This is a genomic window from Bradyrhizobium sp. 41S5 (assembly GCF_011516665.3).
Lineage (GTDB): Bacteria > Pseudomonadota > Alphaproteobacteria > Rhizobiales > Xanthobacteraceae > Bradyrhizobium > Bradyrhizobium quebecense.
Window position 1 is genome coordinate 4,095,425 of sequence record NZ_CP083721.1, and the last position, 14,828, is coordinate 4,110,252.

A 14,828-nucleotide genomic window follows, 5' to 3' on the forward strand; every position below is an offset into this window, starting at 1 on the left:
CCGCGATGCGGCAGAGCCTCGTCGATATCAGTCAAAGCGCAGTCAGTGACCGAACAGCAACCACAGCACGATGATCACCGGGATCGGCACACCCAACAGCCAAAGCAAAAGTCCTTTTCCCATCTCCTCGCCTCCTCGCATTCGTGTGAGGAGGCAACGTCAACTGCTGCGTCATGTTCCTCGCGATCGCTCCGCGTTTCACCGATCGAGAAACGCGGATAGGAACGTGTGCGCCGGCGCGGCGTTTACCAGTGCCCGGTGTTCGGCATCGAGGCCCATGGTTCGGCCGGCGCCTTCGGATCGCCCTTCTGCAGGAGCTCGATCGAGTGCAGGTCGGGCGATCGCACGAACGCCATGTTGCCGTCGCGCGGCGGACGATTGATGGTGACGCCCATCTTCATCAGCCTCTCGCAGGTCGCGTAGATGTCGTCGACCTCGTAGGCGAGATGGCCGAAATGGCGGTCCTCGCCATATTTCTCCTCGTCCCAATTGTAGGTCAGTTCGACCAGCGGCGCGCCGCGGCTTTGCGGCAGCGACTTGAGCAGATGGAGATCTTGCTCCGCGCAGAGAAACACCAGCGTGAAGCGGCCCTTGTCATTGTCGATGCGACGCACTTCCTTCAGCCCCAGCGCGTCCTGATAGAATTTCATCGCGACGTCGAGATTGCGGACGCGCAGCATGGTGTGCAGATAGCGCATTTTCTTGTCCTCCTGGGAATTCAGAGATTTTGTTTTGGCTCGGGCGGAGACGCGCCAAGAAATAGCAGCAAAACGCGGCGCGGGGCAGGGGGCCCGCATGACTTTTGCCGACCGCTCCGGGCGTTTGCGTTCTCAAGCTTTCGCGAGCGCTCGCGCGCGCCGAGTGACCATGCCATGCTTGCGCAGTACGCAACACGAGAAAGCCCCGCCCAGGAAAATTCTGGAACGGGGCTTTCGTGGTCGAGCCTTGGAGGCACGGCCCTCTATCTCATCGAATGCCCATCATCGCCAATCAAGGACGCGCGAGGTTGGACCTCCTCTAAAAAGCAAAACCCCGCGAGTGGGCTCGCGAGGTCTGATGCCGGCCGGCCTTGGGGAGATCGTGCCGGCAACCAGCCATCTAACGGTGCGCGCGCCGGCAGGTTCCACCTCCCCAAAATAGAAAGCCCCGCAGGCTGGATGCGGGGCTTTCCCAGTTGACGGACTGGGGATCTCTCAGGGCGTGAGCCGTCAACTGTTGGGGACCAAACTTAAGGTTGAATTTATAAAATGCAACAGCGCCGCGTAGACGGAATATCCTCGTCCCACAGCGCTGCGCCACACGCTGGGCCCTGAAATCCCCAGCGCACTTTTGTCTTGGCGCTGCGAAAAAGGTTCAAAGGAAAAGCCCGGCGAGGGGGATTTGCGGGCGTTCAGGGCCGGCCTGGCGGTGGGCCCCGGATCACGCGCGATATGCGCCGGCGCGCGCCGCCGCGTGTGCAATGCAAACGCAGTTGGCCGGTTGCGATCTCACACCTTGATGTCGAGAATGGTCTCGACGGCATCGCGGTCGGCCTTGTTCTTCGCGGCGAAGACGTCGAGCACATCCTCGCTGATGATGCGCGGCTGCTCCTTCGCCGTTTGATCGACGACGAGCTGCACTCTGGCTTGCGTCACTTCGACAGGTACGGGGTAAACGAGCATGGCTCTCTCCCTCCGGCCGTCGAACCCTGTCAGGGCTTTCTTAACGATTTGTAAGCGCCTGGGCCCGCGCTTTCGGTTCGAATCGGCGGCCGGGCGGTATCGGCCCCGCTCGCCTGCCGCCCTGCTTGGGGTCATACTGCGGGCCTTTGGGACCGGACGGCGCGATCGATGAGGAACGGGCTCTATTCGATCCATATCCATATGATGGACGGCGTGCGGGGCCGCGATAGCGGCGTCCTGATCCTGCGCGATGGTCTGCTGATCGGCGGCGGGCCGTATTTCTGGTCGGTCGGGGCTTACACTGCGGGCGAGGGCACCTGGAAGGGGCATCTCAGGACCAACCAGCATTCCCCGTTGTCCGATCCGTTCGCCCGGCCGCTGTTCGCCGGCCAGGAGGTGACGAGCGGCTTCTCCGGCACCTTCAGCGGTGACCAGGCCGAAGTGTTCGGGACCGTGCTGGTTGGAACCCGCAGCCTGAGCTTCCAGGCAACCCTGAAAAGGCTGGCCGACGCCTGATTGCGGCAAGGCTGTGGATGAGTGCGCAGCAAGCTTCGCATTCTGTTCGGCAAATCGACTTGCAGCAGCTGTGGATTTGCTGCGGACAAATGCGGGATATCGTTGTGGCTGATGTCGCCGCGGCCTCAGGCATCCCAACGACACCTTACCGGGCCACCGCTAACCCTACCGGGTTAGGTTAAGAGCAGCATCGCGTTGTCACCACCTGTGATTGCGGTAGGGATGGTCGTAGGTGACAGCCATGACGCCATCGTTCCATAGCGCTGACAGACCGACCCACCGGCGCGTGATGGTGGCGGGCTTGCTGATCTGTTCCGCCTTTGTCGCGATCAGCTTCTGGCTTCGGCCGCAGCCGGAGAGCGGCAAGGTGCTCGTAAAGGCGGACCGGCTGGTCCGCACGGCAGGAGAGGCGCGGAAATCAAACTAGAGCCGAAATCAAACTAGAATCGTCGACCCGAGCCGCGCCCCGGCGCTCAGTCCGGCAGCTTCCCGTTCGGATGCTTGTGATACATCGCGATGCCGATAAAGCCGGCAAAGCCCATCACATTCAGCAGCAGCTCCATCCACGCCGGCATCGATGCCAACCTCGCTCACGGTCAAGCTAATCATTGAGGTTGTGTTTTTGTTCCAGCGCTAACCGATGGTAGCTTTGCGCTATCGCGTGGCTGCGGGATCTGAAGGGGCGTTTTGCTGCAACCATCCGTTTGCGCCCGCGTTGGTGCCCATATCCACGTGAGGAGATTGGCCATGAAAAGGACATTGGCAGTTTTGGCGGCGGTTGCGACAGTGGGCGCAACGATGGTCAGCGCGCCGGCGCAGGCGCGTGGCATCGGCCCTGGCTTGGCTTTCGGTCTGGCAGCCGGCGCACTCGCCGCGGGCGCCGCAGGCGCAGCGTACGGCGCGTATGGCCCATACTACGGGCCCGGCTACTATCCGGGTTACTATGGCCCGCGCTACGGCTACTATGGTCCCGGACCCTACGCCTATTATCGCGGCCCGTATTATCGGCACCACTACTACCGTCACTACTGGTAACGGCGACCAGCCCGGAGCACAAAGCTCCGGGCTTTCTCAACTGCGCGTCATGGTGTGATCGCGCGGAAGTGGGCTCGGGTGGTCAATGGCTCGCCGTGTGATCGTGCTCCGGTGAGCGCACGCGGTCGCCGCGACATCAAGCGCTCTTGCGCTGCAATCCACTCCAGACATTGCCAAGCGTGTTGTCGTAATATTCCTGGCGATCGCGCTCGAACTTCTGCTGCGTCGCGCGGAAGCTGGCAACGCGTGCGACGATCTCTTCGCGCTCGCGCGCGGCACTGTCTTTCTGATCGGCCATTGCCCATCCTCTTCGTCATGGTCCTATCCCCGCCGCGCATTGGCATCAGTGAATTGGGCGTCAATGCGGAGCAGACTTTGCAGGATTGTGATGAAGCCAAGGCAGCCGAAAAGGCAGCGGAACAGCGACGAGGCTGACGCGCTGGCGGAGCAGGTCGCCAACGCAACCCGATCACCGCGGCCTCACCGCCGATTGCTCGCGTGATGGTTGAGCTCGCAATCGCGCCGACCATGCTATAGTCGCGGCCGGCCAACCGGATCATTCCCAGTGATTGCAAAAGATCTGCGCAGCGGTGTCGAGCGGCTCGGCAACATGATTGCCGAGGCATCGTCGATCGTGCCCTTCACCGGGGCGGGTATCTCCACCGAGTGCGGCATTCCCGACTTCCGCTCGCCTGGCGGGTTGTGGACGCGCAACCGGCCGATCCCGTTCGACGAGTTCGTGGCCAGTCAGGAAGCGCGCGACGAGTCATGGCGTCGGCGCTTCGCGATGGAACCGACATTTGCGGCCGCCAAGCCGGGGCGCGGGCATCGTGCGCTCGCGTCACTCTACCGGGCCGGCAAGGTTCCCGGCATCATCACGCAAAACATCGACAATCTGCATCAGGCGTCGGGCTTCAAGGCCGATGACGTCATCGAGCTGCACGGCAACACCACCTACGCCCGCTGCATCGGTTGCGACAAGGACTACGACCTCGCGTGGGTGAGGCTGCACTTCGACAAGACCGGCGCTGCGCCCGACTGCGCGGAGTGCGGCGATCCGGTGAAGACCGCGACGATCTCGTTCGGGCAGTCGATGCCCGAGGATGCGATGCGTCGCGCGGCGGAACTCGCAAGGCACTCCGACCTGTTCCTGGCGATCGGCTCTTCGCTGGTGGTGTGGCCCGCCGCAGGCTTTCCGATGATGGCGAAGGAGAGCGGCGCGCGGCTCGTGATCATCAACAACGAGCCGACCGATCAGGACGACGTCGCCGACCTGGTGATCCGGCATGACATCGGCGACACGCTTGGTCCGTTCGTAGGCAATTGACGCCTGATTGATTCGCGGCTGTGCAAGCCTGTTCATAGTTCCGGCAAGAATCGTTTTTTAGCTATGCCCGGCAAGCGGGAGTGTTATCTTTTGGTTGAGAGATTCGCGCAGCGTCCAGGTGAGTTGTCCAAGTGAGTTGGTCATGGAGAGCAGCGTGTACAGGGTGCGCCGCAACGTCGGCGCTCTGCATTTGATGTGTGGGGTCCGGGGTCATGGGGTCGGACGGATTTGAGTCCAAGAAGCTCGGCGGACCGCCCATAGGCGGAGTTGGGCAAAGCAGGATTGCACAAGGCGAGTATGGCAGCGCGCCGCGCGATCCGGCGATGGATGCCTTCTCCGGTCTCGGCGACGCCGCGGCCAACCTCGTCGAAGTCTCCGGCGTCATCAAATGGTTCGACGCCTCGAAAGGCTACGGCTTCATCGTCCCCGACAATGGCTGGCCCGACATCCTGCTCCACGTGACGGTGCTGCGGCGCGACGGCCATCAGACCGCCTATGAGGGCGCGCGGCTCGTCGTCGAGTGCGTCCAGCGCGCGAAGGGCTACCAGGCCTTCCGCATCGTCTCGATGGACGAGTCGACTGCGATCCATCCGGCGCAGATGCTGCCGCCGCGAACCCATGTCACCGTGACCGCGACCAGCGGGCTCGAGCGTGCACAGGTCAAGTGGTTCAACCGGCTGCGCGGCTTCGGCTTCGTGACTTGCGGGGAGGGCACGCCCGACATTTTCGTGCACATGGAGACGCTGCGCCGCTTCGGCATGACCGAGCTGCGCCCCGGCCAGTACGTGCTGGTACGGTTCGGGCCGGGCTCCAAGGGCATGATGGCCGCCGAGATTCACCCGGAGACCGGTCCGTCGGCGCTGTCGTCGCACTGAGCCCCGCGCTGGACTCCCTGACGGAAACGTGAGCCGTCGGCGAGCGGTCAGGGCTCTGGCATTTGCCGCGATCATCGGGTTAGGGTCCGCCGGAAAATCTTCCCCGGTGTGAGTATTTGTCGATGGATTTCGATCGCATGGTTGGGCGGCTTCGCCCGTGGCTTCTGGCCTCCCTCGTCATGATGTTCGGCGCGCTGCTGGCCCCAGCCGCGCAGGCTGCCAGCGTCCAGCCGCTCGAGATCGTCACCAAGTCAGGCGTGCACGTCTTCTCCGTCGAAATGGCGACCACCGAGCAGGAGAAGGAGACCGGCCTGATGTACCGGAAGGAGCTCGCGGACGGCAAAGGCATGCTGTTCGACTTCACGCCGGAGCAGGAAGTGTCGATGTGGATGAAGAACACCTACATCTCGCTCGACATGATCTTCATCCGCGCCGACGGGCGCATCCTGCGGATAGCCGAAAACACTGAGCCGATGTCGACCAAGATCATTCCGTCGCGGGGGCTCGCCAGGGGCGTCCTCGAGGTGATTGCCGGCACCGCGCAGAAATACGGCATCCAGCCCGGCGACCGGGTCGGCCACCCGCTGTTCGGCGGCCACTAGCTCCCTGTTCCCAGCGGTTTCCGGGCGGGTAACCGTTGCCGATGTCCCAGCCGGAAGTCCCGCACCAGCGCCTTGCTGGCGCTGGCTGAAGCGTGTATCCACGGGGCTTCTCGGAAATGTCGGGGTATAGCGCAGCCTGGTAGCGCGGCAGTTTTGGGTACTGCAGGTCGTTGGTTCGAATCCAGCTGCCCCGACCATTCAAATCAAAGACTTGATAGGTTTTTCGAGGCTTTTTACTTCCCGGATTTTGCGTCTGGGAAGGAAGAGGGCGGCGTCTTGGACAAGTCCGTCGAACTTACCGATCCGGCCACCGAACTCGCCGAACTTGTTGAGCGGCTGCGACCGACGAAGCGAATGCCGACTGGATTAGAAGTAATCGCTGGCGTCGCGGTCGCTCAAAACGATGGGATCTCTGTTGATCTGCTAGCGATTGTGAAACAGCGAATCGCCTTCGTCGCGAGGAGCATTCCTGAATTTGCGGATCCTGATGGTCAGCTAGCCGGTGAGGCTAGCGCGGCACGCACGCCCGTGGCGACATGCTCTCGCTGATCGGGCTTGCCAATGTGGGGGATCCGAATCAGCCGGGTCCGCGACAAGCACATCACGACGCTCCGCTGATCCACAAATCGTGGTCAGTTGGCATCCTGAAAGAGCAAGCGCGGGACCGAAGCCCCGCGCTCCGCTCGTCGCAACTTCAGCCGCCCGGGCGCTGACCAGATCAACGAGCAGGCGGGTTGTAGCGATCCAGGATCACGGTTCTTTTGCCACTCTCCGACGGTCGCGAGATGGCGTCGTCGAATTTGTGATAGCGGTCAAACTGCTGCTGCTCATCGCGCAGATGTGGCGCTTCGGCGGACGCGTAAGCTCTATTTGCACCGTTCCAGTGATCAAATCCCGACACGACGCAACCCCGTCTTGATTCAGATGCAGGTGGGTTAGCATCGTTGTAAGGGTATCTCTGTATCGCCGTGGCAACACCACCAGCAATCCGCGCGACATGAGGACACGGATTGTTTCTGTGGCTCTCTGTGCGTGAACAGCGTTCTGGCACGGGTAACCACGCTTCGGCCGGGATGTCTTGCCTGACGCAACAACGCCGCCTGGACGGAATATGGGTCGTCCAGACGGCGTCGCCGAATACTGGGCCCTGAAATCCCCAGTGCCCATGGGTCGTCCTCCGCGGGAAATAGGTTCAACGTCGCGGCGCCTTGCCGCTGTCGCAACAGGGGGCGGACCGAAACCTGATCTCGAGCGGATGTGGCTTGCCGATGGTGCGCGCGGACTGGCAGGTTGGCTCAGCCTGACAAGACCAATCCGCGAGGAAGCACCATGGCGCGCAGACTGATCGATATCTCCGTTCCCCTGCAGAACGACGTTCCGGCCGATCCGCCGGGCAATCACCCGACCATCCAGTATATCGACCACCAGCAAGGGCTGCCCCGCATGCTGCAGTTCTTCGATGGGCTGAAGGCTGCGGATCTACCTGACGGGCAGGGCTGGGCCGTCGAGCAGGTCTCGCTCTCCACGCACAACGGCACGCATCTCGACGCGCCCTGGCATTTCCATCCGACCATGAACCGCGGCGAGCGCTCGTGGACGATCGACGAGGTGCCGCTGGAATGGTGCTTTCAGCCGGGCGTGAAGCTCGACTTCCGCCATCTGCCTGACGGCTACGTCGCGACCGCAGGCGATGTCGAAGCCGAGCTGAAGCGGATCGGCCATACGCTGTCGCCGCTCGAGATCGTCGTCGTCAACACCAGCGCCGGCGCGAAATACGGTCAGGCTGATTACGTCAATTCGGGCTGCGGCATGGGCTATGAGGCGACGATGTATATGCTCGATCGCGGCGTGCGGCTGACCGGCATCGACGGCTGGAGCTGGGATGCGCCGTTCGTCTTCACTGCGAAGCGATACGCCGAGACCAGGGACGCCAGCCTGATCTGGGAAGGCCACAAGGCCGGGCGCCACATCGGCTACTGCCACATCGAGAAGCTGCACAATCTCGAGCAATTGCCGTCGACCGGATTCATGGTGTCGTGCTTCCCGGTGAAGATCGAGCGGGCGTCGGCGGGGTGGACGAGGGCGGTCGCGATCCTCGACGATTAGGCGCCTTCGGGCTGTTCCGCCCAGTTCGGGAACCCGTGGACATGCTGTGCATTACGGCAGGTTGTTGCGGCATGGCTACAGCCAGAGGCAGCCGAATCTGCTCTTATGCACGTCGTAGATGCATTGGGTGATCGGGCCGGCGGCTCGTCCTCGCGTCCCGATTTCTGAAGCGTTCTCTCCCGTGACTAGAGCCCCGGCGTCTCCCGGGGCTCTTTCTTGCGTGCCGGAGATGAGCCAGGTCCCAGCCGGTAAACCAGTCCCAGCAGGACAACCAAGCCGCAAAAAGAAAATCAGGTGCGCCGGGACCGACGCACCTGATTGATGTCTTCAATATCGCTTGTATCGGCCGTCGGTTGTTACCACCGGCAAACGCGAACACCACGCGGGGTCCACCAGCAACGGGGCCCGACGTAACCGCCGTAGTAGCCATAGCCGCGGCCATAGCCCCACCCGCGGCCGCGACCCCAGCCACCGCGATAGCCATAGCCACGTCCGCCACCGCGCCAGGCTTGCGCGGGCGAGGTGGTGGCCCCGACCAGGATGGCAGAGGTACTTGCGACATAGACGAACAACAAAGCGACTGCTGCGAGGCAACGAGTCAGGATATTGTAGCGTTTAGTCATTCCGAATATCTCCAGTCACTTCCAAACATCTGAACTGATGCTGGCTGTCTCGCCTAGACGCGCGAGACCGGCGTTCGGTTCGAGCATGCTAAGAGAATAGTTTCACTAAGGTTCTTGCGAGCGTGACGATTCTATTGAGACCAACAGGTAAGGTCAAGTTACGTTCCCGCCTGCAAAGGATGATGTGGTTGCTACACTCATCTTGTCGTTCATCCGCCGTTCATTCTGTTCATCTTGCGTTGCGCCGATGCGATTTGTGCATCACAGAAGCAGAGATTTGCGAGCCGCGGAAAAATGTCGTCGAGAACTTGAAGTCGACACGATCATGTTCTCTGAGCGTCTGAGAATCCTCCCCGAAGAGTGCCCATGCCGAAACAACACACCTACGTCCTTGGTCTCAACGTCTACGACCATGACGTGAGCGCCTGCCTGCTGCGTGACGGCGCGATCGCCTATGCGATCTCCAAGGAGCGCATCACCCGCGAGAAGCATGCCTCGGGCTTCTACAAGGAAGTCATCGACTACTGCCTGTCCGCCGAGGGCATCACGCTCGACGACGTGGATCTCGTGGTGCGCAACAGCTACATCCTGCCGGTGCCCGAGATGGAGGAGCGGATGCTCCACCAGGACATGCCGGGCTTCCTGCCGATCGCCGAGCGGAACAAGGCGATCAAGCATCCGCTGTTTCGCGCGAAGTCCGACAAGGTGGTGTCGATCTCGCATCACCTCGCGCATGCCTATAGCGCGTTCGCGGTGTCGCCGTTCAGGGACGGCGTCGTGATGATCGTCGACGGTGTCGGCAATTATCAGGTCGACGCGATGGAAACCTATCCGCAGGATGGGGCATCACCGCTCGCCCGCGAGTCCGAGAGTTACTACAGGTTCGACGACACCAGGCTCGAATGCCTGAAGAAGGTCTTTATGGAGCCGGCGCGCGGTCTCCTGTCGGACGAGTTCTACAACATGCCGGGTCTCGGCGCGCTGTATAGCCGGGTCTCGACCTATGTGTTCGGCGACTGGAACAAGTGCGGCGAACTGATGGGGCTTGCGCCCTATGGCCGCCATGAGCAGGTCGGCCATCTGCTTGAGATGAAGGACGGCAGGCTGCACGTGCCGTTCTGGGGCGCCGAGAACCAGCAGCCCTTCGTGCTCGACAGCGGCAGCTGGGACAAGAGCCCGTCGATGCGGCACTGGGAGGACATCGCTTGGCGGGTGCAGGACGACACCGAGAACGTGCTGCTGGCGCGGGCGCGCTGGCTGCGCGAGACCACCGGCGCGAAGAACCTCTGCATCGCCGGTGGCGTCGCGCTGAACTGCGTGGCCAACGGGCGCATCGCGCGCGAGGCCGGCTTCGAGAACGTCTGGATCCAGCCCGCTGCCGGCGACGACGGCATCGCCATCGGCTGCGCCTATTACGGCTGGCTGGAGATCCTCAAGCAGCGCCGGTCGTTCGTGATGGACCACGCCTATGTCGGCCGGCGCTACAGCGACGCCGAGGTCGCGGCCGCGCTGCAAAGCTTCCTGGTGCGCATCCAGGTCGACGCCAAGCGCAGCGACAATATCTGTCGCGATACCGCGAAGCTGCTCGCCGACCAGCGCGTGATCGGCTGGTTTCAGGGGCCCTCTGAATTCGGTCCGCGCGCGCTCGGCAACCGCAGCCTGATCGCCGATCCGCGCAAGGCCGAGATGAAGGACATCCTCAACAGCCGCGTCAAGCACCGCCAGGCCTTCCGCCCGTTCGCGCCGATCGTGCTGGCGGAGCGGATGAAGGAGATCTTCGAGGGCGAGGAGGACTCGCCCTACATGCTGATCGCCAAGCCGGTGCGGCCGGAGTGGCGCGACAAGATCCCGGCGATCGTGCATGTCGACGGTTCGGCGCGGGTACAGAGCGTGCGGGAAGAAACCAACCCGGTGCTGTATCGCCTGCTGAAAGAGTTCGAGGCGCTGACCGGCGTGCCGGTGCTGATCAACACCTCGTTCAACGTCAAGGGCGAACCGATCGTCGAGACGCCGCAGGATGCGGTGAGCTGCTTCCTCACCACCGGCATCGACAACCTCGTGCTGCACGACACGCTGGTGTCGAAGACCGCCATGCACAAGGTCGTCACGCCTGTGATGACGACGTTCGGCGACGTCGCCACCATCGTCTCCTCGACCACGCAGGACGGCAGCCGCGGCGGCTGATCACAGTCCTCCAGGCAAGCTTGTCGCGGCGGATCGAGGACTATCCGGCAGGGGGCGGTTCCATGCCGCGCCCCAGCCCGAACTGGCCGACCGGCCCCTCGACGTGAATGTCGAGCCCGGTCATCTTCGCGAACAGATCGACATTGGTGGTGCCGATCGCGCAGCCGCCGAGGCCCAAATCCGTCGCCACCAGGTACAGCGTTTGGGTCAGGACGCCGACATCCTTCAGGATGAGCGCATAAGCGATGGCGCTGTACTTCCAGGAGATCCGGCCAAATCGCGCGGCGATCGTGATCAGTATCTGCGGTGGAGACGGCGCGTCCATGGCAAATCCCGCGCTCTGCAACATGGCCTCGAATTGTTGTGGGCGAACGTCGATGGCCGCCAACGCATGCGCATCGGCGTCATAGTGATAGAAACCTGGCGTCAGGCCGTCGCAATTCGCGACGGCCAAATAGAGCTCAAGCTCGTAGGCGCTGCCCGCTGCCGGATACGGCCTGCTGGTATATTCGATATCGGGACCATCATCGGCAAGCTCCAACTGCCCGCTCCATTTCGCCCGGACCCGCGCGACGTTGTTCAGGAACCTCGAAAGTTCGGCCAACGTGATAGGCTTGTGATTGTCGAAATCGCGAGTTGAATGCCTGTCATGCAGCAGTTGTTCCAGCGGCGAGGCGATGCCGTCGGATTCCGGCAGCTTGATGCTCTTACCGGGCCATGCAGGTCGGATCGCGGGGAGCGGCGCAATCAGGCTGGTGTGCGGATAGAGGCCACCCAGCGGACTGGCCTGTCGGCCTTCCGTGCTGCGGACATGGAACAGCAAGTCGTGAAAATCCCAGAGCACGAGGCCGTCATCGCCTTCCGCCCTTCGCAGCGTATCGCGTTGTTCCGCGTCGACTTCGATCAGGATTTGGCAGTCCATCAGCAGCGCAAGTAATGCAGGGCCCGGATAGCCATCCAGACGTCGGATGCGGCTGATCTTCTGAGGAGTGGCAAGGATGGTCAGCAGCGCCGCAATCCGCGCATCATGGATCCTCAACAGCGCGCCGGCCCGCGGTGATTCCAGGATCATCTCGGTGCCGCGCCGCCGTAGATAGGCGAAGCGTGACAGCACGATAGTTGCAGCATTGTCGAGCTTTGGTGTTCGCGGCCAGTAATCAGGGGTCTGCGGCTCGATCGTAACGAGATCGTTGGTATCGCCCGTACGCGCCAGCCGATATTCCAGCAGGCCGCGGCGTGCCAATTGCCGCATCAGGCGCTCGACTTCTCGCTCGACCGCATCGCCTTCAGAGCGAGGGAGTGGCAGGCCTGCCTGCAGTTCGGGGGCGCGTTGCGCCGCGTCCGTGCTGAACGTTCCCAAAGGCTCCGGATAGCCTTCTACAAGGGCCGCTATGGTCCCGTCCGGTTGCGCTTCGAGCGCGACAAGCGGATTGAGCCGAACGAGCACAGCCGGCGGCGCGGAGCGTGGCGATTTCGTTTTGCTGGGCGCGCGCACGCCTGTATCACCTCAAGTGTGCGGGAGGAATGGCGTGAGTTCGCTTTCCAGCGATGGCCGATCGCGCAATCCGAGCTGGACGGGCACATCATAGAGCCGCCCGGGCGCGAAGCGGCGATAGAAATGGCGCATCCCGGGAACGATGACCCGGACCACCGGTACCTCGACGTCGGGCCGCGTCTGGTCGAGGACGAGGAAGTCGAGACCTGCGCGCGCCGCGATATCAACGCAGGCATCAACCTGTGCGCGGGTGTTGTCGAGCGGCACGTCTGGCGCGGCGGCCGGCGGGATGACGGGATTGGCACTTGGGATCAGGAATGGATGTTCGTCGAGCCGCAGCGGATTGACGCCGTCGAGGCTCGGCTTCTCGCCGCTGCCACCACCCATCAGACCGATCGAGAGGAACTGATTCAACTCGGTCAACGACCGCAGCAACGCGATGCGCGGATCGAAATGAGCGCCCGAACCGAACTCGATGTTTTCCTGACCGTTCTGCATCCAGTGTACGATCGCAACATAGGTCGGAACGCCAAGATCGCTGGTGATATCCAGCACCCAGAGCCGCCGCCCGGATTCCTCGAGTTGGGTCTTGAGATCGCGGACGTAGGAATCGTCGAACTGGTCCAGGTCGACCGCAGCGCGTTGTGACCGGTTGTACCACCAGATCGCATAGGCGTCGCGCTCCATCAATTCGAGGAAGCCCTGCACGATGGCTTCCTCGCGGGTATTGCCGGCAGCGCAGCCGTTGGAATCTGCGGCGAAGGGGGCGGGACCTTCGTAGAAGAAATAGAGCAGGCTGGTCGGAATCTGCCTGAACCTCTTGTCGCGCAACGACCAGACCGGCGTCCATTCGATCCGGGCGGACGGATCAAACGGCTCCGGCGCCGGTTGGGTGTGGTGTGAGTCGTGGTGGTTCGGCTCCGCCCTGTTGCGATACTGCTCGTCGCTGAACAGCAGGATGTCGTTGGGGCGGATGGCATCGCCCGACGGAAAGTCGGTGAAGCGCTTTCGGGCCCGGATTTCATCGCCCTGGAAAATCCCTGAATATCTCTCGATTGCTTCCATCAGCGCGCTGGCCTCGCCTTGCTCGGCCGTACTGCCCTTGCCGAAACTGCCGCCGCTCAGTCCGGCGCGCAGCTGATCCACGTTCTGCGCCGGCGCGGAGAAGTTATGTTGGGCGTAGAAATTGGTGTTCATCGGCAGATCGACCTCGATCCGCTCCAGCCGTGTCACCACACCGGTGAGGGGGCTGACATGCTTCCTGAAGCGCGCTACCGTGGCGCGGGACGACACGGTGCGATAGCCGCCGCTCGTCATGACCAGCTTGGCGCCCGGCCCCAGTTCAATCGGCTCCGGCGCGCGTCTCGGGTTCTGCAATTTCTTGCTTCCGCAGGTGGGGCATTGCGGACGGGCTGCCACGTAGTGCTTTGCAATGGTCGAGCCCAGCAGGTCGAGACTGACGACGTGATTGCGCAGATCGGTACGAAATCCGCTGGCGATCGCCTTGGCGATTTCGACGGCGGCCAGGTGGATCGCGCTCTGTCCAACCGTGTGCTGTACGAGCGGAGAGACCGCGACCGGCCGCGCGGCTCCGCGATCAAGGAAGCCCTTGACCTCGCGGTTGCGGATCATCCGATCGAACAGGCAGGTCCAGCACGCGGTCTGACCCGGATTGAAGACTGGCCCGACCAGGGGAAATACGCCGGAAGGCTGCACCAGCAACCAGGCCGATCCCTCAGATACGCGCTGCAGGTTGCGCTCGGCGAGCCGCCGATCGAGATAGTCGTTCACCAGCGTGACCGTGAGGTCACCCGATGTCTTGACGACGCGGACGCCCAGCTCCTGCAGTGCCTTGCTCAATTCGGCCGCGCCCTTGACATCGATCGTCTCAAGTCGAACGCGGCAGTTGCGCAGGTTCTGTGCGGCGATCGTGTCGGGAAGGCCCAGGCTCGCCCAAAGCCCGGCGACCGTGTTTGCGGGAGCTGGTGCGTGACCTAGCGGCTTTGAGATCAGATAACGGCGGTCGAGCAGTCGCTTGATGGCTTCATTGATCGCCTCGGGCGGAAACCTTCGCCCGAGCTCGTCGGCGAGCTTGGCGGCGCTGCATCCCTTTGTGCCGATCGCGGATGCCAGTGCACAATAAAGCTCGCCGTGGAGAAAGAACTTTCGGTCTTCGGAATAGAGGCAGACAACCTCCGGAGGCAGCACGTAGGCTGTGAAATTCGGTGCGAACTGCAGAACGTCCTTTTTGGCGCGCTGGTTGGATTTTCCTGGCAAAGAATCGTTCCTGTGCAGCTTGTGGGGCGATTATGGAATCGAGCGAGGCGCCGGCCTCGGCACCTCCGCGCCGTTGCCCGAAGCGAGCCGGGCAACGATACGGGGCAACATAATTTGGCCGGGTCGA

At 62.6% G+C, this 14,828-nt stretch carries 15 protein-coding genes and 1 tRNA gene; 10 read left to right on the plus strand and 6 right to left on the minus strand.

The features are described 5' to 3' along the window. Positions 1–245: 245 nt before the first annotated feature. Positions 246–698 (minus strand): VOC family protein, encoded by a 453-nt coding sequence (locus HAP47_RS19465; protein WP_173643415.1) that lies wholly within the window; start codon positions 696–698, stop codon positions 246–248. 789 nt (positions 699–1,487) lie between these two features. After that, positions 1,488–1,661 carry a hypothetical protein gene (locus tag HAP47_RS19470; RefSeq protein WP_171947558.1) on the minus strand — a complete coding sequence of 58 codons (174 nt, stop codon included), beginning with the start codon at positions 1,659–1,661 and terminating at the stop codon, positions 1,488–1,490. A gap of 168 nt (positions 1,662–1,829) precedes the next feature. On the opposite strand from HAP47_RS19470, the gene HAP47_RS19475 reads away from it, so the two are divergent. The 3 genes from HAP47_RS19475 (at position 1,830) to HAP47_RS19485 (ending at position 3,212) form a co-directional block, all read left to right on the plus strand. Further along, positions 1,830–2,177: a GrlR family regulatory protein gene (locus HAP47_RS19475; RefSeq protein ID WP_173643416.1), complete on the plus strand. Its 348-nt coding sequence runs from the start codon at positions 1,830–1,832 to the stop codon at positions 2,175–2,177. Between the two features lie 241 nt (positions 2,178–2,418). Further along, complete coding sequence (locus tag HAP47_RS19480) at positions 2,419–2,604, plus strand: hypothetical protein (RefSeq protein WP_173643417.1); 186 nt, start codon at positions 2,419–2,421, stop codon at positions 2,602–2,604. Between the two features lie 320 nt (positions 2,605–2,924). Next, entirely contained in the window at positions 2,925–3,212 is a 288-nt protein-coding gene (locus HAP47_RS19485) for a hypothetical protein (protein ID WP_173643418.1), read from the plus strand. 136 nt (positions 3,213–3,348) lie between these two features. On the opposite strand, the gene HAP47_RS19490 is transcribed toward HAP47_RS19485, so the two are convergent. Then, positions 3,349–3,510 (minus strand): hypothetical protein, encoded by a 162-nt coding sequence (locus tag HAP47_RS19490; RefSeq protein ID WP_171947559.1) that lies wholly within the window; start codon positions 3,508–3,510, stop codon positions 3,349–3,351. Positions 3,511–3,777: 267 nt separating this feature from the next. Here HAP47_RS19490 and HAP47_RS19495 point away from each other — a divergent pair, with 267 nt between their 5' ends. The 6 genes from HAP47_RS19495 to HAP47_RS19520 all read left to right on the plus strand — a co-directional run bounded on the left by HAP47_RS19495 (position 3,778) and on the right by HAP47_RS19520 (position 8,122). Beyond that, complete coding sequence (locus HAP47_RS19495) at positions 3,778–4,539, plus strand: SIR2 family NAD-dependent protein deacylase (RefSeq protein WP_173643419.1); 762 nt, start codon at positions 3,778–3,780, stop codon at positions 4,537–4,539. A gap of 212 nt (positions 4,540–4,751) precedes the next feature. Continuing rightward, positions 4,752–5,414, plus strand: coding sequence for a cold-shock protein (locus tag HAP47_RS19500; RefSeq protein WP_173643420.1), 663 nt, complete (start codon positions 4,752–4,754; stop codon positions 5,412–5,414). A 122-nt stretch (positions 5,415–5,536) separates the two neighbouring features. Further along, positions 5,537–6,016 carry a DUF192 domain-containing protein gene (locus HAP47_RS19505; protein WP_173643421.1) on the plus strand — a complete coding sequence of 160 codons (480 nt, stop codon included), beginning with the start codon at positions 5,537–5,539 and terminating at the stop codon, positions 6,014–6,016. A gap of 120 nt (positions 6,017–6,136) precedes the next feature. Beyond that, positions 6,137–6,213 (plus strand) — tRNA-Pro (locus HAP47_RS19510). Between the two features lie 79 nt (positions 6,214–6,292). Next, positions 6,293–6,565, plus strand: a complete 273-nt coding sequence (locus HAP47_RS19515) for a hypothetical protein (RefSeq protein WP_173643422.1) — start codon at positions 6,293–6,295, stop codon at positions 6,563–6,565. A gap of 780 nt (positions 6,566–7,345) precedes the next feature. Then, positions 7,346–8,122, plus strand: coding sequence for a cyclase family protein (locus HAP47_RS19520; protein ID WP_173643423.1), 777 nt, complete (start codon positions 7,346–7,348; stop codon positions 8,120–8,122). Between the two features lie 356 nt (positions 8,123–8,478). Here HAP47_RS19520 and HAP47_RS19525 read toward each other — a convergent pair whose 3' ends face one another. Then, positions 8,479–8,745, minus strand: a complete 267-nt coding sequence (locus HAP47_RS19525; RefSeq protein WP_173643424.1) for a hypothetical protein — start codon at positions 8,743–8,745, stop codon at positions 8,479–8,481. 366 nt (positions 8,746–9,111) lie between these two features. Here HAP47_RS19525 and HAP47_RS19530 point away from each other — a divergent pair, with 366 nt between their 5' ends. After that, on the plus strand, positions 9,112–10,929 hold the full coding sequence (locus HAP47_RS19530; RefSeq protein ID WP_173643425.1) for a carbamoyltransferase family protein: 1,818 nt from the start codon (positions 9,112–9,114) through the stop codon (positions 10,927–10,929). Between the two features lie 40 nt (positions 10,930–10,969). Here HAP47_RS19530 and HAP47_RS19535 read toward each other — a convergent pair whose 3' ends face one another. Next, positions 10,970–12,424, minus strand: a complete 1,455-nt coding sequence (locus HAP47_RS19535) for a SagB/ThcOx family dehydrogenase (protein ID WP_231168934.1) — start codon at positions 12,422–12,424, stop codon at positions 10,970–10,972. Positions 12,425–12,436: 12 nt separating this feature from the next. Continuing rightward, entirely contained in the window at positions 12,437–14,701 is a 2,265-nt protein-coding gene (locus HAP47_RS19540; protein ID WP_173643426.1) for a TOMM precursor leader peptide-binding protein, read from the minus strand. Positions 14,702–14,828 lie beyond the last annotated feature (127 nt).

Bases quoted from the DNA above. Each gene is read 5' to 3' on its own strand.
- HAP47_RS19465 (WP_173643415.1), bottom strand. From the start codon at position 698: ATGCGCTATCTGCACACCATGCTGCGCGTCCGCAATCTCGACGTCGCG.
- HAP47_RS19470 (WP_171947558.1), bottom strand. From the start codon at position 1,661: ATGCTCGTTTACCCCGTACCTGTCGAAGTGACGCAAGCCAGAGTGCAG.
- HAP47_RS19475 (WP_173643416.1), top strand. From the start codon at position 1,830: ATGAGGAACGGGCTCTATTCGATCCATATCCATATGATGGACGGCGTG.
- HAP47_RS19480 (WP_173643417.1), top strand. From the start codon at position 2,419: ATGACGCCATCGTTCCATAGCGCTGACAGACCGACCCACCGGCGCGTG.
- HAP47_RS19485 (WP_173643418.1), top strand. From the start codon at position 2,925: ATGAAAAGGACATTGGCAGTTTTGGCGGCGGTTGCGACAGTGGGCGCA.
- HAP47_RS19490 (WP_171947559.1), bottom strand. From the start codon at position 3,510: ATGGCCGATCAGAAAGACAGTGCCGCGCGCGAGCGCGAAGAGATCGTC.
- HAP47_RS19500 (WP_173643420.1), top strand. From the start codon at position 4,752: ATGGGGTCGGACGGATTTGAGTCCAAGAAGCTCGGCGGACCGCCCATA.
- HAP47_RS19505 (WP_173643421.1), top strand. From the start codon at position 5,537: ATGGATTTCGATCGCATGGTTGGGCGGCTTCGCCCGTGGCTTCTGGCC.
- HAP47_RS19520 (WP_173643423.1), top strand. From the start codon at position 7,346: ATGGCGCGCAGACTGATCGATATCTCCGTTCCCCTGCAGAACGACGTT.
- HAP47_RS19525 (WP_173643424.1), bottom strand. From the start codon at position 8,745: ATGACTAAACGCTACAATATCCTGACTCGTTGCCTCGCAGCAGTCGCT.
- HAP47_RS19530 (WP_173643425.1), top strand. From the start codon at position 9,112: ATGCCGAAACAACACACCTACGTCCTTGGTCTCAACGTCTACGACCAT.